Here is a 17,678-nt window from a genome sequence, read left to right on the forward strand (position 1 = left end):
TGAAGAAATCCGGCACGCGTCACTGACGTGCCGAGGAGAGCGTAATGCGCCCATTGTTGGCACTGAGTAATTCAATCGACTGGCTCAATGAGAAACTAGGCGGCATCTGCAACTGGCTCGTGCTCGCAGCCTGCGTGGTGAGCGCCGCCAACGCGATGATCCGCTACGCGTTCGGCTATTCTTCAAACGCCTGGCTCGAACTGCAGTGGTACATGTTCGCCATCTTCGTGATGTTCGGCGCCTCCTACACGTTCAAGAAGAACGAGCATGTCCGCGTCGAGATCCTCTATTTGATGCTGTCCGAACGCGGCCAGCTCTGGCTCGATCTGATCGGCACGCTGTGCTTCCTGATTCCGGCCTGCCTGCTGCTCAGCTATCTGTCCTGGCCGTTCTTCATGCAGGCCTATGCGGTCGGCGAGACGTCGAGCAACGCCGGCGGCCTCCTGCGCTGGCCAATCAAGCTCGTCGTTCCCGTGGGCTTCGTTTTCCTGGCGCTGCAAGGCGTCTCCGAGGTGATCAAGCGCATCGCGGCGCTGCAGGGTTATGTCGTAATTGACGCGAAATACGAGAGGCCGACTCAATGATCACGCTGGAGATGATGCCGCCGCTGATGTTCGGCGGCTTGATTCTGGCCATGCTGATCGGCTTCCCGGTCGCCTTCACGCTGGCCGCGCTCGGGTTGTCGTTCGGGTTCCTGTCGATCTATCTCGGCTTCTTCGACATGAACTTCCTGCAGGCCATTCCGGGCCGCATTTTCGGCGGCGTGCTTTCCAACGAATTGCTGCTGGCGATTCCCTTCTTCACCTTCATGGGCTCGGTGCTCGAGCGGTGCGGCCTTGCGGAAGACATGCTTGACTCGATGGGCCAGTTGTTCGGCCCGATCCGCGGCGGCCTCGGCTATTCCGTCATCATCGTCGGCTTCATCCTCGGCGCGATCACCGGCACGGTAGCCGCGCAAGTCATCGCCATGGCGTTGATCTCGATGCCGGTGATGCTCCGCTACGGCTACAACACGCGCTACATCACCGGCGTGCTCGCCGCGTCCGGGACCATCACCCAGCTGGTGCCACCCTCGCTGGTGCTGATCGTGATGGCCGACCAGCTCGGCAAATCGGTCGGCGACATGTATCTCGGCGCCTGGGGGCCTTCGATCCTGCAGATCGTCCTGTTCGCCGGCTACACTTTCTTTCTGAGCATCTTCCTGCCCCACCACGTTCCGGCCGTCCCCAAGGACGCGCTGACGCTGCGGGGCTGGCCGCTCTGGCGCAAATGCCTGATGGGCATCATTCCCTCGGCCGTGCTGATCTTCGTGGTGCTCGGCACCATGATGATGGGCCTGGCGACGCCGACGGAAGCCGGCGCGATGGGCGCCATCGGCGCCATCGTTCTCGCCGCGATCCATCACAAGGACCTGAGCAGCAAGGGACAAAAAATGCTGCTCGTCGGCATCGCCGCCACCGGTGTCGCCGTCATCGTGGGAATTCTGGTCGGCGAAGGAAAGCTGTTGAAGCTGTCTTTCGCGGTGCTCTACATCGCCATCGTCTGGCTCTGTCTCGAAGCCGTCCGCATTCCGGACCTGCGTGATCTGATCAAGCAGGGCTACGAGTCGACGATGCGCCTCTCCACCATGGTGGTGTTCATCCTGATCGGCTCGACCTGCTTCTCGGTCGTATTCCTCGGCGTCAACGGCGGCGTCTGGCTCGAACATCACCTGACCTCGATCCCCGGCGGCGTCTGGGGCTTCCTGATCTTCATCAACCTGTTCATCTTCTTCCTGGCGTTCTTCCTCGACTTCTTCGAGATCGCCTTCATCATCCTGCCGATGGTGGCGCCGATTGCGCAGAAGGTGCTGGCGCCCGTCGTCGGACCGGATGCGGCGCTGATCTGGTTCGGCGTCATGCTCTGCGTCAACATGCAGACCTCGTTCCTGCACCCGCCGTTCGGCTTCGCGCTGTTCTATCTGCGCGGCGTCGCGCCCAAGGAAGTGAAGAGCTCCGACATCTATTGGGGCGCGCTGCCCTGGATCGGCCTGCAGGCGATCATGGTGGCGATCGTGATCGCCTTCCCGGTCGTGGTGACGGCGCTCCTCGACAAGCCGCTCGACGTTGACCTCAGCAAGGTCAAGATCGAGGTGCCGCAGATCGAACTGCCGCCCTTGGATTTCGGCGGGCCGAAGCAATAGCGGCGCACCTTCTCGGCAAGACAAAAACCCCGGAGCTTTCGCCCCGGGGTTTTCGTTTGTCGAGGTCTACGCAGTGCGGTCAGCCTTGCGGATTGCGCGCCATAAAGCTGTCGTAGCCGAGCTCGGCGACCTGGAACCACTGGTACCCGTTGGTCGTGAACGAGTTCATGGAGTCCAGCACCTTCTTGAAGTTCGGGTTAGAAGCAGCCGTCTCGGCGTACAGCTCCTTGGTCGCCTTCAGGCAGGCCTGCATGATCGCCGGCGAGAAGTTGTGTAGCTTGGTGCCGCCCGCGAGCAGCTTCTTCAGCGCCGGCGGGTTGCCCTGATCGTATTTCGCCATCATCCAGCTGTTGGCGGTCTGACCGGCCTGCTCGATGACGCTCTGATAGTATTTCGGCAGCGAATTCCACTTATCCAGGTTGACGAGGCCGAGCAGCATCGGGCCGCCCTCCCACCAGCCGGGATAGTAGTAGTGCGGCGCGACCTTGTTGAAGCCGAGCTTCTCGTCGTCATAGGGCCCGACCCATTCTGCGGCGTCGATCGTGCCCTTTTCGAGCGCGGGATAGATGTCGCCGCCGGCAAGCTGCTGCGGCACGACGCCGAGCCTCTGCATCACGCGGCCGGCGAAGCCGCCGATCCGCATCTTCAGCCCTTTCAGGTCGTCGACGGTATTGATCTCCTTGCGGAACCAGCCGCCCATCTGGCACCCGGTATTGCCGGCCAAAAATGAGGTGACGTTGTAGCTCTTGTAGAACTGGTTGAGCAGGTCCCTGCCGCCGCCCAGCATGTACCAGGCCTGGTTGAGGCGCTGGTTGGGGCCGAACGGGACCGCCGTGCCGAAGGCAAAGGTCGGGTCCTTGCCGAAATAATAATAGGACGCGGTATGGCCCATCTCGACGGTGCCGTTCTGCACGGCATCGAGCACCTGCAGCCCGGGAACGATTTCGCCGCCGGCAAAAGCCTGGACCTGGAACTTGTTGTCGGTGGCTTCGCCAATGAGTTTGGCCATCAGCTCGACCCCGCCCCACAGGGTGTCAAGTGACTTTGGCCAGCTAGCCGTCAGACGCCATTTGAGCTCCGGCATCGATTGAGCGATGGCGGGAGCCGCCAGTGTGGCGGCACCAGCCGCGCCAATGCCAGTCGCTTTAAGAAAATCTCTTCTTTTCATTGAATCCTTCCCTGTTGGTGATGCGTATCGTGGCCTTCTTGGCGAGGCCTTCGCGAGGCACCATGGAACAAACAGTTCCCGATTTCCATCCCGAATGATACGGGCACACGAAAAAGCCCGGCCTTCTTGCGAAGGCCGGGCTGCGGTGTTCTACGACTTAAGACGTAATCAGCCGCGGGTCCGTGAGCGGATCATGAAGCTGTCGTAGGTGTATTCGGCGACCTGCCACCACAGATACTGGTCGGAGCGGTAGGCCTGCATCGCGTCGATCGACTTCTTGAAGTCAGCGTTCTTGCCGGAGATCTCGGCCCACAATTCGTTGGTAGCCTTCAGGCAGGCTTCCAGCACTTCATTGGTGAAGGGACGCAGCTGCGTGCCGCCGGCGACCAGTCGCTTCAGCGCGGACGGATTTTGCATGTCGTAACGCGCATTCATCCAGCTGTTGGCGTGGGCGCATGCATTGGCCAGGATCGCTTGATAGTTCTTCGGCAGCGAATTCCACTTTTCGAGGTTGACGAAGGAGTGGACCATCGGCCCGCCCTCCCAGAAACCCGGGTAGTAGTAGTATTTTGCGACCTTCTGGAAGCCGAGCTTTTCGTCGTCATATGGACCGACCCACTCGGCCGCATCGATGGTGCCCTTTTCGAGCGCCGGGTAGATGTCGCCGCCGGCGAGCTGCTGCGGCACCACGCCGACCTTCTGCAGGACTTGGCCGGCGATGCCGCCGATCCGCATCTTGAGGCCGGAGAGATCGGCAACCGTCTTGATCTCCTTGCGGAACCAGCCGCCCATCTGCGTGCCGGTGTTGCCGGTGGCAAAGCCGATCACCCCGAACTTCTTGAAGAACTCGTTGCCGAGCGCCTCACCGCCGCCCTGCGACCACCAGGAGTTCTGCTGGCGCGCGTTGAGGCCGAACGGGACCGAGGCGTAGATCGCAAAGGTCGGATCCTTGCCGACGTAATAATAGGAGACGGTGTGGCACATCTCGACGGTGTTGTTGGACGTCGCATCGAGCGCCTGCAGGCCGGGGACGATTTCGCCAGCGGCGAATACCTGGATCTGAAACTTGTTGTCGGTCATCTCGGCGACGTACTTCGCCACCTGCTCAGCACCGCCATAGATGGTGTCGAGCGACTTCGGGAAGCTCGATGTCAGACGCCATTTGATCTCAGGCGATGATTGCGCGATCGCCGGCGAGGCAACGGCTGTCGCGGCAGCACCGGCCGCTGAAACCTTCAAAAAATCACGACGCTTCATTCAAGTCTCCTTAAAGACGGGACGTTTCCCATATTCCGCGAGCGTGTCCTCCGGCGGGGCGAATTCCACGTCGTCCGGGGCGCTCTGGCGGGGGCGCTTTAACACGGAAGTTGCCTACCGAAAACGCGACAAAGGCATGACTGCACTGATTAAAACCAAAGTCTTATGGGGGGTTATAAGCAGGGCTTACGCGGCGGCAATGGCGCCCTGGAGCTGGTCGCGTACGCTGGCCCCGATCGCCCGGTAAATCGCGGCATGCGGCCCATCCGGCTCGCTGACGACTACCGGATTTCCTTCATCCGAGGTGGTCCGAATCGACATGTGCAAGGGTATTTCGCCCAGGAACGGAACACCCAGGCGCTCCGCCTCGTGCCGCGCGCCGCCATGGCCAAAAATGTCCGAGCGCGTGCCGCACTCCGGGCACTGGAAGTAGCTCATGTTCTCGACGATGCCGAGCACCGGCACGTTGACCTTCTTGAACATCGCAAGTCCCCGCCGCGCGTCGATCAGCGAGAGGTCCTGCGGGGTCGAGATGATCACCGCGCCCTTCAGCGGCACGTTCTGCGCCAGCGTCAGCTGCGCGTCGCCGGTGCCGGGCGGCATGTCGACGACGAGAATATCGAGCGTGCCCCACGCCACATCGCGCAGCATCTGCGTGATCGCCGACATCACCATCGGCCCTCGCCAGATCATCGCGGTATTTTCCTCGACCAGGAAGCCGATCGACATGATCGAAAGGCCGAAACGCTTGATCGGAATCATCTTCCTGTTGTCATCGAGCTGCGGCTTCTCGTTGATGCCGGTCAGCCGCGGTACCGACGGACCGTAGATGTCGGCATCGAGCAGGCCGACGCGCAGGCCGAGATCGCGCAAGCCTAGCGCCAGGTTGAGCGCGGTGGTCGACTTGCCGACACCGCCCTTTCCTGAGGCCACCGCGATGATGGCGGCCACGCCGGGGATTTCCGCCTGCTTCGACATCGGCGACGGACCCTGCGGCGGCCGGTGAGCGGAAGCGGGTTGCACGCCTTGCGCATGCCGCTGCGGTGCGGTCTGCGGCGAGCCGGGCTTGCGTTCGGCAGTCAGCGCGATCATCGCCGTGGTGACGCCGGGGATCGCGCGCACCGCGGCCTCGGCCTGCGCGCGCACGCTTTCCCAGGCTCTGGCCTCGGCAGCATCGACATTGATGGAGAAGAACACCTTGCCGTCGGTAACCGAGATCGCCGACAGCACGTTGGCATGGGGCAGCGGCACGCCGCGCGGCGAGGCCACCTGCCTAAGGGAATCGAGAACCTGTTGCTGCGTTACGCTCACCGCGCATCTCCTGAAGCCCTTGCGGTTCAACGTGAGAACCCGGGCCCTACTCGCTTGTATTGACGCGCTTTCCTGACGCGGCCCGATCGGTTTCGGAGCCAATCCGAAAGCTAGGGCCTCGTTCCAAAACGCCATGCCAGTCCGATGCGACCCAATAGAGCGGTTCAGCGCAAAAGGCTACCTTGCTCCCACGTCGTCCCGCCGCTCCGCGGGGGCTTCGGCCGACTGCTCCTTGGCGGCATCGTAGTTCAGCTCGATCATGACGCCGTTGGGATCATTGACGAAGATCTGCCAGAGATCGCCGCCGGGAACCTGGCGGGAGTCGTAGGCCATGCCTTTTTGTTCCAGCCGCCGCTTCATGCCGTCAAAGCCCTGGCTGGCAAACGCGACATGGTGGACGACGCCGGAATCGGGCTTCTGTGGCTCATCGGTCTTGGAGATATCGACGAGGTGCACCACCGCCTTGCCCTCGCTGTACATCCAGGCTCCGGGGAACGCGAAGTTCGGCCGGGCACCCTTTTCCAGGCCCAGAACGTCCTCATAGAACCGGACCGTGTCGGCAAGGTTGCGGGTCCGGATGTTGAAATGGTCGAGCACGCCCACGCTGACGCCCATGCGATGTCACTCCCTTTTTTGTGAGGTTATTGAGCGTTTATCCTAGCACAAATCGGGACCTGCCGGCCAAACGAAGGCGTTGCCCTCCCCTGCGCAGCGGTTATGGTGCGGCTCCTTCCAAAAACACCGTCCGGCCGGCCCAACGTCGCCGGCGAAAACTCCAAGGTAACACACATGGCTAAAGTCGCTTTTCTCGGTCTCGGCGTTATGGGTTTCCCCATGGCAGGACATCTGGTGAAAAAAGGCGGCCACGAGGTGACCGTGTATAACCGGACGGGAGCCAAGGCGAAGGAATGGGCGGACAAGTTCGGCGGACGCACCGCGCCGACTCCGAAGGCCGCGGCTGAAGGCCAGGACTTCGTGATGTGCTGCGTCGGCAATGACAATGACCTGCGCGCGGTCACGATCGGTCCCGATGGCGCCTTCGCCGGCATGAAGAAGGGCGCAGTGTTCGTCGACCACACCACCGCCTCCGCCGAGGTCGCCCGCGAGCTCGACGCTGCGGCCGCCAAGGCGGGCTTCAAGTTCATCGACGCGCCGGTGTCCGGCGGCCAGGCCGGCGCGGAAAACGGTGTGCTGACGGTGATGTGCGGTGGCAAGGAAGACGCCTATGCCGCTGCCGAGCCGATCATTTCCGGCGCTTACGCGCGGATGTGCAAGCTGCTCGGACCGGCAGGCGCCGGGCAGCTCACCAAGATGGTCAACCAGATCTGCATCGCAGGCCTTGTCCAAGGCCTGTCCGAGGGCATTCATTTCGCCAAGAAATCCGGGCTCGACGTTGGCGCTGTCATCGAAACCATCTCCAAGGGCGCGGCGCAGTCGTGGCAGATGGAGAACCGCTACAAGACCATGAACGAGGGCAAGTTCGATTTCGGTTTTGCGGTGGAATGGATGCGCAAGGACCTATCGATCTGCATCGCCGAGGCCCGCCGCAACGGCGCCAATTTGCCGGTGACCGCGCTCGTCGATCAGTTCTACGCCGAAGTCGAGAAGATGGGCGGCAAGCGCTGGGATACTTCGAGCCTGCTCGCCCGCCTGGAGCGGTGAGTTAAAGAAACAGGTTAAGGCAGCAACGACGGCCCCCGCTTCTTATCTCGTCAGAAAGCGGGGTTCCCTCTGCTCGACTGGTTAATTTTAACCTCCCGTTAACGAGAATTTTTAGCTCTTTAAGTCATCGCTTAATGTTTTAGCGGCACAGATAGACAATGCAAAAGCCCGCGCAGTTCGTGGGCAGGATTTGTGTTGTTTGATGAGTAACCCCGCAGAAAAGCCCGAGGTTGTCCAGCTTCCGGCGGAAGCGCCGGTGGCACCACCGCTGAATACGCGGCGCGTGGCGGCACAACGGGTGCGCGAGGCGCGGGATCGGTTAACATCAACCAGCGGAACGCGTCCCGCGTTCGACACAGAATTACTCCGGCAGTACGCTCAGACCCGGGTCTCGGCTTCCTTCGTCGTCATGCTGCTGGTCGTTTCGACCGGCGTGCTGTTCGGCCTCTGGAAGTATGCCGTGCCGGCCGCGGTCTGGACCGTCGGCATGCTCTGCATCCATGCCGCCATCATCCGCAACTGCAGGCGCTTCCTCAGCGAGCAGCCCACGCTCGCCGCGACGCGCAAATGGCAAACCCGTTTCGTCCTGCTCGACCTGCTGTACGGCCTGTGCTGGACTGCGATCCTCCTCCACCCTGCCGGCCTCGACGTCGTCTCGAATACGATGATGATGTTCTTGATGCTGCTGGTAATCGCAGTTTCGAGCATGCTGGCAGCAACGCTGCCCATTGCGGCGGTAGCGGCAACCGCGCCGGTGACGGCAGCGATCGCGCTCAATTTCGTGATGGGCGGCACCTTCGACAATTACGCGCTCGCGCTGCTTGCGGTCGCCGCCGAATGCTATTTTGCGTTGCTCGCCCACCAGCTCCATTCGACGACGCTGCAGACCCTGGAAGCGCGCGCCGAAAAGGATGCGCTGATCGGCGAGCTCGAACAGGCCAAGGCAATCTCGGACGAAGCGCGGCACCGCGCCGAATCCGCCAACGTCGCCAAGTCGCGCTTCCTGGCGCAGATGAGCCACGAGCTGCGCACGCCGCTGAACGCGATCCTCGGCTTCTCCGAGGTGATGAAGAGCGAAATCTTCGGCGCGCATGCGGTAGCCGTCTACAAGGAATACTCCGCCGACATCCACAATTCGGGCGTCCACCTGCTCAACCTCATCAACGAGATTCTCGATCTGTCGCGGATCGAGGCCGGCCGCTACGAACTCAACGAGGAAGCGGTGTCGCTGGTGCATGTCGTCGCCGACTGCCATCATCTGTTGAAACTGCGCGCCACCAGCCGCGGCATCACCATCCACGAGGTGTTCGAGCACGGCATGCCGCGAATCTGGGGCGACGAGCGCGCCACGCGCCAGGTCGTGCTCAATCTCATATCCAACTCGATCAAGTTCACCCCGCCGGGCGGCGATATCTGGCTCAAGGTCGGCTGGACCGCTTCCGGCGGCCAATATCTCAGCGTCAAGGACACCGGCTCCGGCATTGCCGAGGACGAGATCCCGATCGTGCTGGCCTCGTTCGGCCAGGGCTCCAACTCGATCAAGTCGGCCGAACAGGGCGCAGGCCTCGGCCTGCCGATCGCCAAGAGCCTGATCGACATGCACGGCGGCACCTTCACGCTGAAATCGAAACTGCGCATCGGCACCGAAGTCATCGTCACTTTCCCGCCGGAGCGGGTGATGAGCGCGCTGGCGCCGATGGCCGAAGACGAGGCGCCGCCGCTGCAGCCGGAGCCCGCCATCACCGACGACAAGCGGCGGGCGCGCCACAAGCCAATCATGAACGCCGGCACCGGCCTGTAAAGTTGGAGCGCTTGCGCTGAGGACTCAAACCGTTTCACTATCCAGGAATGAGCAAAGAAACGCCGTGTATCGCAGTCTGTATGATGGATCCCAAAACCAAACTCTGCTTCGGCTGCGGACGAACGTTGCCGGAGATCGCACGCTGGCACAGCATGGATACGGCGGAGCGGCTGTCGGTGATGGAAGGGCTTGCAGCACGCATGGCGGAAGCCGGCCTCGCGCCGATGCCGCCGCGACCTGCGCGCGGTTGATCTTCGGACCAATCCTGGGACGAACCGGCGGAGGCGCCGGATGATCCGCATCATGCTCGTTCTCGCGATGCTCGCTGGCACCGCCGGCGCCGTCGTCGCCTATGGTGATCCTCACCAGATCGCGCGCGCCAGCGACTCGGTAGTGAAGATGCTGCGGCAGCGCAGCCTGGAGCCGCCGCCCGTCGTGCAGATAGCGCGCGGCAAAGCCGGCGAATTCGCACTGCATGCCAAGATCAACGGCGTCAAGGCGCCGATGGTGATCGACACCGGCGCGACCTCGGTGGTGCTGACCTGGGAGACGGCGAAGGCGATCGGCTTGCCGATCGAGATGCTGGAATACAATGTCGAGCTCGAAACCGCCGGCGGCCACACCAAGGCGGCACGGCTGACGCTCGATCGCCTCGCGGTGGGCGGGCTCGTTGAGAAATCGGTGCCGGCGCTGGTCGTGCCGCGAGGGCAGCTCAAGACCAACCTGCTCGGCATGAGCTTTCTGGATCGCCTGGAAAGCTGGGGCGTGCGGGCCGACAAGCTGATGCTGCACGGCTATCCCGAGGTGGTGCCGGCCAACAACAAGCGCGCTCGCTCGGCTTCGAATTAGGGCGTGTACTCGCACCCTAACTGGTGAGTGTCAGTGCCTAAACTCTAACGAGCTTGGCAATGGCTCTGTTGAGCACTTCCCTGCTTCAGGGTGGCTGCCGCCCCGATCCATTCCCATTTGAGCTACAGGGGCGAGCACGTCATGTGCCATCGGAGATCGGCAATGACTACCAGAGCCTTCTGCATCCTAGCCGCCGCTATCTTTGCCCTGATCGCAGTTCTGCAGTTAATCCGGATCGTAATGGGATGGTCCGTCACCTTGAACGGCGTCGATGTGCCGTTCTGGGCGAGCTGGATTGCGGTCATCGTGGCGGGCGTGTTGAGCTTCGTCGGCTTCCGCGCCGCGATGCGCTAGGGCCGGCAAAAGTAGCGGGCGCACCCAGCATCCCGCGAATTGTCCGCAAGTGTCAGCCTCTCGCCTTTGCCGCCTTGCGCGCCTTGTTGGCTTCCGCGATTTCGGGCTCGATCGAATTCAGGCTCTCGTAGATTTCTGCGAGCACCGTCTTCAGATCCACAATGTTCTTTGCCGGAAAGTTGCTGACTGCAACTTCCTCGAAGTGAATCGCAATCGGGATCAGCTCTTCAACCAGCGTCCGTCCCTTCGGCGTGAGGTTGATCGCGACCGTGCGCGCGTTGTCCTTGAGCCGCGTGCGAGTGACGAGGCCTCGCCGTTTCATCTCGCCGATCAACCGCGACAATGTCGATATTTCGATGGTCGTCATCGCGGCGAGATCGCCGAGGCGCTGATCGCCCTTTTCCCAGAGCGCGGCCATGACGCGGTACATTGGTAGCGTCACGCTGTAGCCGGCGATGCGCCGGGAAAACAAATCGCCCATCCGCACGCCGACGCGGTTGAGCATGTAGGGCAAGGAATTCGTCAGCTGATACAAGATCTTGCATCCTGCTCTGAAGCAACTTTTGCATTCCTCCAATAGCCGGGCGCCAATCAGTTTTCAAGGCAATTGTTGCATATGAAAGTTTTCCGTTGACATATCATTTGCAAATGCAATTATTGTTTTTGAAAGTTAAGCCGCGGATCACAAGAGCGGACCGTTCAGTGGAGGAAACCATGTCGCTGGATTCGGCATCCGACTCATTGCGTGAAACGTTCAAGCGCGCGTTGCGGCGATTTCCCGCCGCGGTGTCGGTGATCACGTCTGCGGATCAGAACCGCCGCCACGGCATGACGGCGACCGCAGTGACCTCGCTCTCGCTCGACCCGCCCTCCCTGATCGTCTGCGTCAACCAGCAGACGCTGCTGCATGACATCATGCTGTTGGCGCGCCGGTTCTGCGTCAACGTGCTGCGCCGCGACCAGATCACGCTGTCATCGGCCTTCAGCGGCGCGGTCCCGGCCGAGGATCGGTTCGGGCTTGGCGACTGGATGACCTCACCTGAAGGCGTGACCTATCTCGCCGACGCGCAGATCAACATCTTCTGCAAGAAGGCGGCCGCCATGCCGTACGGCACGCACACGATCTTCATCGGCGAAGCCGAGACCGTAAATATGCGCGATCCGATCGAGCCCCTGATCTACCAGGACGCCACCTACTGCTTCTCGGTGCCCCACGACAGCCAGGCTGCGTGAACCGCCAGACCGCCTCTTATCCAATCGAAGATACGGAGCAAATCAATGGTATCAGTCGCCCAGTTGAAGGACGCGCCGGCGCCATCAGCCCGTCGTCCCGACATTGCGGAGCTGCGGAGCCGCGTGGCGCAGATCGCGCCTCAGATCAAGGCACGTGCCTACACCACCGAAAAGGCCGGCCGCGTTCCCGAGGAGAATATTACAGCGCTGCGCAACATCGGCTATTTCGACATCGTCAAGCCCGCGATGTTCGGCGGCTATGAACACGATTTCGACGTGCTGGTCGAACTCAACATCGAGCTTGCAAAATGCTGCGCCTCGACCGCATGGGTCGGTGGCCTGCTCGCAGCGCATCAATGGCTGATCGCCGGATTTCCGGAAGCCGCGCAGCGCGACGTCTGGGACAAGAATCCCGATGCGCTGGCCTGCGGCTCCTATGCGCCGGCTGCCAAGGCCATCGAGGTCGAGGGCGGCTATCGCCTCACCGGGCGCTGGTCGTTCGCCAGCGGCTGCGACAACGCGCAATGGTCGCTGTGCGCGGCGCTGTTGCCGTCGAAGACGGACAACGGACAGTTTGCGCCGGCGTTTCTGCTGGTGCCAGCCGCCGACTACATTATCGACGATACCTGGAATGTCGTCGGCCTCAGCGGCACCGGCAGCAAGACGCTGGTGCTGAACGACGTGTTTGTCCCGGCGCACCGCCTTATGTCGTTCGCCGACACCACCTCCGGCAAGACGCCGGGCGCGGCGCTTTATGCCGACAATCCGACGTTCGCGATCCCGATGCTATCGAATATTCCCTCCTGCCTGGCCTCGACCGCGGTCGGCGCCGCCGCGGGCGCGCTGGAAGACTATCTCGCCGTCACTTCGAGGCGGATCACCCGCGGCGCGGTCGCCGGCCACAATAACCGCATGGCGGATTTTCCGACCATCCAGCTCCGTGTGGCGGAAGCCACCGCCTCCGTCGATGCCGCGCGCGAAGTGCTGCTGCGCGATCTCCGCGATCGCGCCGCGACGATCCGCGCGGGCAAGTCAGTTTCGATCGAGGACCGCATCGTCAGCCGTCGCGGCCAGGCCTTTTCGGTCGCGCTCGCCATTCGAGCCAGCGAGGCGCTGAACGCCTCGACCGGCGGGCTCGGGCTCGACCTCTCCAATCCGGTGCAGCGCGCCTGGCGCGATGCCAATGCTGTTGGCCGTCACATCAGCATGAACTGGGACGCCGTCGGCACCATGTACGGCCAGCTCGCGCTCGGGCTGACGCCGCAGGGACAATACTGATCAACACCAGATATCTGCGAGGAACGACATGCAGGGGAAGATCGCGCTTGAGGAACATTTCGCCATTCCGGACACGCTGTTGGATTCAGCGGGCTTCGTTCCGGAATCCTACTGGCCGGAGTTGAAGGATCGCCTGCTCGATATCCACGACAAGCGCCTGGCGCAGATGGACCGGCACGGCATCGAGATGATGATCCTGTCCCTGAATGCGCCAGCGGTGCAGGCCATTCCCGACATCAAACGCGCCAACGACATTGCGATCCGGGCCAATGACTTCCTCGCCGAGCAGGTCGCCAAGCGGCCGTCCCGCTTTCAGGCGTTCGCGGCGCTGCCGATGCAGGATCCAGATCTCGCCACAGCCGAACTCGAGCGCTGCATCAAAACGCTCGGCTTCCGCGGCGCGCTGGTCAACGGCTTCTCGCAAATCGGCGACGGCAAGCGTCCCGTCTATTACGACCTGCCGCAGTACTGGCCGTTCTGGGCCAAGGTCGAAGAAACCGGCCTGCCCTTCTATCTGCATCCGCGCAACCCGCTGCCGCAGGATTGCGCGATCTATGAAGGACATCCCTGGCTGATGGGCCCGACCTGGGCGTTCGGACAGGAGACCGCGGTTCATGCGCTGCGCCTGATGGGATCGGGCCTGTTCGACGCCTATCCGAAGCTGAAGATCATCCTCGGCCATATGGGCGAAGGCCTGCCCTACAGCATGTGGCGCGTCGATCACCGCAATGGCTGGGTCAAGGCGCCGCCGAAGCACAAGGCGAAGAAGAAGATTTGCGACTACTTCAACGCCAACTTCTTCCTGACCACGTCGGGCAATTTTCGCACGCAAACGCTGATCGATTCCATTCTCGAAATCGGATCGGATCGCATTCTGTTCTCGGTCGACTGGCCGTTCGAAAATGTCGATCATGCCTCCGACTGGTTCAACAGCGCCAGCATCAGCGACAACGATCGCCTAAAGATCGGGCGGCGCAACGCCATCGACCTGTTCAAGCTCGATCTCGCCGACCATGCCATCGCCGAGCACGGCATTCATCAAGCAGCGGAATAAGCGGCATCAGAACGACACCAACACAGCCTTGGGAGGGAACGGACTATGGCCGCGCAGGCAATCGATCTTCATGAAGAGCTCGCCGAAGCAAAGGTAGGCAAGTTTCATTGGCGCCTAGGCGCAATCATGGGACTGCTCACGCTGTTTGACGGATATGACACGTTCAATCCGGCTTACGTCATTCATTATGTCGCAAAGCCCTGGGGCCTTCAGGCAGGTCAGGCTGGCCTGTTGATCTCCAGCGGCCTGGTCGGATTCCTGCTCGGGGCTGCGATCCACGGCATCATCGCCGACCGCCTCGGCCGCCGCGGCACCCTGCTCGGCGGCCTCTGGATCACCAGCATCTTCACGCTGCTGACCGCGATCCTGGCGAATTCGTTCCTGTCGTTCTGCATCCTGCGGCTCTTGACCGGCATCGGCCTTGGCGTGCTGCTGCCGCTTGCGACCACCTATATCAACGAGCTGGCGCCGCGGCGGGTTGCAAATACGTTTGCGCTGTGGGGCGTTGCCCTCGGCTGGGCGCTCGGCGGAACGCTCGCCGGTGTTGCCGGTGTGTTTGCGACGCCGCTGTTCGGCTGGACGTCGCTGTACTGGATCGGCTCGCTGTCGTTCCTGCTGCTGCCCTTCATGCACGTGATGCTGCCGGAATCGCCGAAATTCCTAGCACTGCAGGGCCGCGTCGGAGAGATCCGCGACATGCTCACCAAGCTCCGGCCCGAGCGCGCGAGCATTTACGTATCGGCCGAGATCGCCATCGCAGAGACCGAGAAGCCGGTCAATTCGGTCGCGGCGCTGCTCCAGGCCAAATATCGCCGCACCACGCTCGCGATCTGGGCATCGGCGTTTCTCAGCCTGTTCTGCATCTTCGGCCTGTCGGGCTGGATCCCGACCGTGATGATGCAGCGTGGCGAAACCTTTGCCGCAAGCTTCGGCTTCGGCGCGCTGATGCAGATCATGTCATTTGTCGGCGGCCTCGTACTCGGACATCTCGTCGACCGGACTGGCTACAGCCGCGGCCTGATCGCCACCTGGTGGGCGATCGGCGGCGTCGCGGTGCTATCGCTCGTCGTGCTCAACGATCACATCGTCAATATCACATCCGTCGCGGCCGCCGGCTTCTGCATCATCGGCGCGCAGTTCGTGCTGAATAATTTCACCGCCGCTTCCTACGAGACCAGCGTTCGCGCCACCGCTGTTGGCATGGAGCTCGGGGTCGCGCGGGTCGGCGCTATTCTCGGGCCGTTCGTCGCCGGCGCATTGCAGCAGATCTACCAGAGCCCGACGCCGATGTTTTTGTCGATCGGAATCTCGGCGATTGCTGCCGGGGCAATTATCCTGCTCGCCAGGCGGCCGGCGAGCGCGCCTGCTGGCAGCCTTGAAGAGACGGCTGCCTTGCGCGAGGTTGCGCAGCCCGCCTCTTGAGGCAGGATGGCAGTTGCGGGAAATCCGGCTCCGGCGCACATGATCCGGGGCCGGCCAATTCGCCGCAAGGAGCAACCATGCAACACTTCGTCTACCAGAATGCGCCGATGCGGGTGGTGTTCGGCACCGGCACGCTGCGCCAATTGCCCGATGAATTGTCCCATCTCGGCGTCACCCGCGCGCTGGTGCTGGCAACTCCGCGGCAAAAAGATCTGATCGCTGACATCAGCGAGATGATCGGCGAACGCTTCGCCGGTGTGTTCACCGGGGCGGCGATGCATACGCCGGTCGAGGTGACGGAACGGGCGATGGGAATCGTGAACGACGTGCGGGCCGATGGTCTTGTCGCGATCGGCGGCGGTTCGACCACCGGCCTTGGCAAGGCGATCGCCTTGCGCACCGACCTGCCGCAAATCGTGCTGCCGACCAGCTATGCCGGCTCGGAGATGACGCCAGTGGTCGGCCAGACCAGCGGCGGGATCAAGACCACGCAGTCGAGTCCGAAAATTCTGCCTGAGACCGTCATCTACGACGTCGATCTCACCATGACGATGCCCCCCGGGCTATCCGCAACATCGGGCATCAATGCGATCGCGCATGCGGTCGAAGCGCTCTACGCGCGGGACCGCAACCCGCTGATCTCGCTGATGGCGCAGGAAGCCATCCGCACGCTGGCGCATGCGCTGCCAGCGATTTGCGCTCAGCCGAACGACAAAGCCGCGCGCGCTGACGCGCTCTATGGCGCCTGGCTCAGCGGCATCTGCCTTGGTGCAGTCGGCATGTCGCTGCATCACAAGCTGTGCCATACGCTCGGCGGGTCGTTCAATCTGCCGCATGCGGAGACCCACACCGTCATTCTCCCGCACGCCCTCGCCTACAATGCGCCCGCCGCGCCCGAGGCGATGGCGCGGATCGCCGCCGCGCTCGGCGCGCCCGACCCGGCGCTCGGCCTGCATGATCTGGCGCGAAAGCTCGCCGTACCGCTGTCGCTGCGCGAGATCGGCATGCCCGAGAGCGGCATCGACCAGGCCGCCGATCTCGCCGTGAAGAACCCCTATTGGAATCCGCGTCCGATCGAGCGAGAGGCGATCCGCAATCTGATCGCGCGCGCCTGGCGCGGTGACGCGCCGGAAACCACGCGTGCGATCGTTTGAAGAGAATATGGACATGCGCAACTTTGACGAAACCACGATCACCGATGCCGTTCTGGAACGCGTAAAAGCCGCAAAGAACGATCGTATTAGGCAAGTCAGCGAGGCGTTGGTGCGTCACCTCCATGCGTTTATCAGGGAGATCGAACCGACGCAGGCGGAATGGGAGGCCGGCATCGATTTCCTGACCCGCACCGGGCAGATGTGCGATGACAAGCGGCAGGAATTCATCCTGCTGTCCGACACGCTCGGTGTCTCCATGCTGGTCGACGCCATGAACCACCGGACGCCGGCAGGCGCGACCGAGACGACCGTGCTTGGACCGTTTTACGTGCAGCGAGCGCCCGAGCATCCGCTTGGCGCGGATATCTCAGGCCCCATCGAGGGCACGCCCCTTCTCGTCACCGGCACGGTCTCGACGGCCGAGTGTGAGCCGCTGGCCGGCGCTATCATTGACGTCTGGCATTCGGATGATGACGGCTACTACGACGTTCAGCAGCTCGACGAGATCGGTGAATTTGCGATGCGCGCACGCTTTCGCACCGATGAGAACGGCCGCTTCTGGTTCTGGTCGATCAGACCGGCGGCCTATCCGATTCCTCATGACGGACCGGTCGGCAAAATGCTTGAGGCGCAAGGCCGTCACCCCTGGCGGCCGGCCCATGTCCATTTCATGATCGCAGCGCCGGGGCACCGGACGCTGGTCACGCATGTATTCGCCGCTGATGATCAGTACCTCGACACGGACGTCGTCTTCGGCGTCAAGGATAGTCTCATCCGGGAGTTCGCCTGCATGCCCGCCGGAACGGCTGCCGATGGCCGCGAGATGAGGCGGCCGTATCATCACCTGAACTACGATTTCGGCCTGAAGGCGGATACCGACGCACGCCGGGCCGAAGAGCGCGCCGCTTGACGCTTCACGCTACAATCGAAGGGATCGCTGCGTGCTCGCATTC

At 62.5% G+C, this 17,678-nt stretch carries 18 protein-coding genes; 13 read left to right on the plus strand and 5 right to left on the minus strand.

Going from position 1 to position 17,678, the window contains the following annotated elements; translation table 11 throughout:
• Positions 1-44: 44 nt before the first annotated feature.
• Together J6524_RS08350 and J6524_RS08355 are read left to right on the plus strand one after the other, a co-directional pair.
• The gene (locus J6524_RS08350) at positions 45-584 is read left to right on the plus strand and encodes a TRAP transporter small permease subunit (protein ID WP_225669917.1); all 540 of its coding nucleotides are present in this window, start codon (positions 45-47) and stop codon (positions 582-584) included.
• Entirely contained in the window at positions 581-2,182 is a 1,602-nt protein-coding gene (locus J6524_RS08355) for a TRAP transporter large permease (protein WP_225669918.1), read from the plus strand. Before J6524_RS08350 ends, J6524_RS08355 begins: the two co-directional genes overlap by 4 nt.
• A gap of 79 nt (positions 2,183-2,261) precedes the next feature.
• Here the strand turns inward: J6524_RS08355 and J6524_RS08360 are convergent, their stop codons facing one another.
• The 4 genes from J6524_RS08360 to J6524_RS08375 all read right to left on the minus strand — a co-directional run bounded on the left by J6524_RS08360 (position 2,262) and on the right by J6524_RS08375 (position 6,533).
• Positions 2,262-3,350, minus strand: a complete 1,089-nt coding sequence (locus tag J6524_RS08360) for a TRAP transporter substrate-binding protein (protein WP_225669919.1) — start codon at positions 3,348-3,350, stop codon at positions 2,262-2,264.
• Positions 3,351-3,518: 168 nt separating this feature from the next.
• Positions 3,519-4,607, minus strand: coding sequence for a TRAP transporter substrate-binding protein (locus tag J6524_RS08365; RefSeq protein ID WP_225669920.1), 1,089 nt, complete (start codon positions 4,605-4,607; stop codon positions 3,519-3,521).
• Positions 4,608-4,793: 186 nt separating this feature from the next.
• A complete protein-coding gene (locus J6524_RS08370) occupies positions 4,794-5,918 on the minus strand; it encodes an Mrp/NBP35 family ATP-binding protein (RefSeq protein ID WP_225669921.1) in 1,125 nt (374 codons plus the stop codon).
• 177 nt (positions 5,919-6,095) lie between these two features.
• A complete protein-coding gene (locus J6524_RS08375) occupies positions 6,096-6,533 on the minus strand; it encodes a VOC family protein (protein WP_225669922.1) in 438 nt (145 codons plus the stop codon).
• A 102-nt stretch (positions 6,534-6,635) separates the two neighbouring features.
• Here J6524_RS08375 and J6524_RS08380 point away from each other — a divergent pair, with 102 nt between their 5' ends.
• The 5 genes from J6524_RS08380 (at position 6,636) to J6524_RS08400 (ending at position 10,584) form a co-directional block, all read left to right on the plus strand.
• A complete protein-coding gene (locus tag J6524_RS08380; RefSeq protein WP_283843272.1) occupies positions 6,636-7,580 on the plus strand; it encodes an NAD(P)-dependent oxidoreductase in 945 nt (314 codons plus the stop codon).
• A 202-nt stretch (positions 7,581-7,782) separates the two neighbouring features.
• A complete protein-coding gene (locus J6524_RS08385; protein WP_225669924.1) occupies positions 7,783-9,381 on the plus strand; it encodes a sensor histidine kinase in 1,599 nt (532 codons plus the stop codon).
• 47 nt (positions 9,382-9,428) lie between these two features.
• The gene (locus J6524_RS08390) at positions 9,429-9,632 is read left to right on the plus strand and encodes a DUF1289 domain-containing protein (protein ID WP_225669925.1); all 204 of its coding nucleotides are present in this window, start codon (positions 9,429-9,431) and stop codon (positions 9,630-9,632) included.
• A gap of 40 nt (positions 9,633-9,672) precedes the next feature.
• Entirely contained in the window at positions 9,673-10,230 is a 558-nt protein-coding gene (locus J6524_RS08395) for a TIGR02281 family clan AA aspartic protease (protein ID WP_225669926.1), read from the plus strand.
• 162 nt (positions 10,231-10,392) lie between these two features.
• Positions 10,393-10,584 carry a hypothetical protein gene (locus tag J6524_RS08400; RefSeq protein WP_225669927.1) on the plus strand — a complete coding sequence of 64 codons (192 nt, stop codon included), beginning with the start codon at positions 10,393-10,395 and terminating at the stop codon, positions 10,582-10,584.
• 52 nt (positions 10,585-10,636) lie between these two features.
• Here J6524_RS08400 and J6524_RS08405 read toward each other — a convergent pair whose 3' ends face one another.
• Positions 10,637-11,119 (minus strand): MarR family winged helix-turn-helix transcriptional regulator, encoded by a 483-nt coding sequence (locus J6524_RS08405; protein WP_225669928.1) that lies wholly within the window; start codon positions 11,117-11,119, stop codon positions 10,637-10,639.
• A gap of 179 nt (positions 11,120-11,298) precedes the next feature.
• On the opposite strand from J6524_RS08405, the gene J6524_RS08410 reads away from it, so the two are divergent.
• The 6 genes from J6524_RS08410 to J6524_RS08435 all read left to right on the plus strand — a co-directional run bounded on the left by J6524_RS08410 (position 11,299) and on the right by J6524_RS08435 (position 17,635).
• On the plus strand, positions 11,299-11,817 hold the full coding sequence (locus tag J6524_RS08410; protein ID WP_225669929.1) for a flavin reductase family protein: 519 nt from the start codon (positions 11,299-11,301) through the stop codon (positions 11,815-11,817).
• Between the two features lie 45 nt (positions 11,818-11,862).
• The gene (locus tag J6524_RS08415; RefSeq protein WP_225669930.1) at positions 11,863-13,095 is read left to right on the plus strand and encodes an acyl-CoA dehydrogenase family protein; all 1,233 of its coding nucleotides are present in this window, start codon (positions 11,863-11,865) and stop codon (positions 13,093-13,095) included.
• A gap of 28 nt (positions 13,096-13,123) precedes the next feature.
• The gene (locus tag J6524_RS08420) at positions 13,124-14,149 is read left to right on the plus strand and encodes an amidohydrolase family protein (RefSeq protein ID WP_225669931.1); all 1,026 of its coding nucleotides are present in this window, start codon (positions 13,124-13,126) and stop codon (positions 14,147-14,149) included.
• A 45-nt stretch (positions 14,150-14,194) separates the two neighbouring features.
• Positions 14,195-15,571, plus strand: coding sequence for an MFS transporter (locus tag J6524_RS08425; RefSeq protein WP_225669932.1), 1,377 nt, complete (start codon positions 14,195-14,197; stop codon positions 15,569-15,571).
• Between the two features lie 77 nt (positions 15,572-15,648).
• Complete coding sequence (locus J6524_RS08430) at positions 15,649-16,725, plus strand: maleylacetate reductase (protein WP_225669933.1); 1,077 nt, start codon at positions 15,649-15,651, stop codon at positions 16,723-16,725.
• 13 nt (positions 16,726-16,738) lie between these two features.
• Entirely contained in the window at positions 16,739-17,635 is an 897-nt protein-coding gene (locus tag J6524_RS08435) for an intradiol ring-cleavage dioxygenase (protein ID WP_225669934.1), read from the plus strand.
• The last annotated feature ends 43 nt before the right edge of the window (positions 17,636-17,678 follow it).

The sequence above is a fragment of the Bradyrhizobium hereditatis genome (assembly GCF_020329435.1).
Taxonomy (GTDB): Bacteria; Pseudomonadota; Alphaproteobacteria; order Rhizobiales; family Xanthobacteraceae; genus Bradyrhizobium; species Bradyrhizobium hereditatis.

Coding starts and splice junctions, on each gene's coding strand:
- J6524_RS08385 (WP_225669924.1), top strand. CDS start 7,783: ATGAGTAACCCCGCAGAAAAGCCCGAGGTTGTCCAGCTTCCGGCGGAA.
- J6524_RS08395 (WP_225669926.1), top strand. CDS start 9,673: ATGATCCGCATCATGCTCGTTCTCGCGATGCTCGCTGGCACCGCCGGC.
- J6524_RS08360 (WP_225669919.1), bottom strand. CDS start 3,350: ATGAAAAGAAGAGATTTTCTTAAAGCGACTGGCATTGGCGCGGCTGGT.
- J6524_RS08425 (WP_225669932.1), top strand. CDS start 14,195: ATGGCCGCGCAGGCAATCGATCTTCATGAAGAGCTCGCCGAAGCAAAG.
- J6524_RS08380 (WP_283843272.1), top strand. CDS start 6,636: ATGGTGCGGCTCCTTCCAAAAACACCGTCCGGCCGGCCCAACGTCGCC.
- J6524_RS08390 (WP_225669925.1), top strand. CDS start 9,429: ATGAGCAAAGAAACGCCGTGTATCGCAGTCTGTATGATGGATCCCAAA.
- J6524_RS08400 (WP_225669927.1), top strand. CDS start 10,393: ATGACTACCAGAGCCTTCTGCATCCTAGCCGCCGCTATCTTTGCCCTG.
- J6524_RS08420 (WP_225669931.1), top strand. CDS start 13,124: ATGCAGGGGAAGATCGCGCTTGAGGAACATTTCGCCATTCCGGACACG.
- J6524_RS08410 (WP_225669929.1), top strand. CDS start 11,299: ATGTCGCTGGATTCGGCATCCGACTCATTGCGTGAAACGTTCAAGCGC.
- J6524_RS08430 (WP_225669933.1), top strand. CDS start 15,649: ATGCAACACTTCGTCTACCAGAATGCGCCGATGCGGGTGGTGTTCGGC.
- J6524_RS08350 (WP_225669917.1), top strand. CDS start 45: ATGCGCCCATTGTTGGCACTGAGTAATTCAATCGACTGGCTCAATGAG.
- J6524_RS08375 (WP_225669922.1), bottom strand. CDS start 6,533: ATGGGCGTCAGCGTGGGCGTGCTCGACCATTTCAACATCCGGACCCGC.
- J6524_RS08355 (WP_225669918.1), top strand. CDS start 581: ATGATCACGCTGGAGATGATGCCGCCGCTGATGTTCGGCGGCTTGATT.
- J6524_RS08365 (WP_225669920.1), bottom strand. CDS start 4,607: ATGAAGCGTCGTGATTTTTTGAAGGTTTCAGCGGCCGGTGCTGCCGCG.
- J6524_RS08435 (WP_225669934.1), top strand. CDS start 16,739: ATGCGCAACTTTGACGAAACCACGATCACCGATGCCGTTCTGGAACGC.
- J6524_RS08415 (WP_225669930.1), top strand. CDS start 11,863: ATGGTATCAGTCGCCCAGTTGAAGGACGCGCCGGCGCCATCAGCCCGT.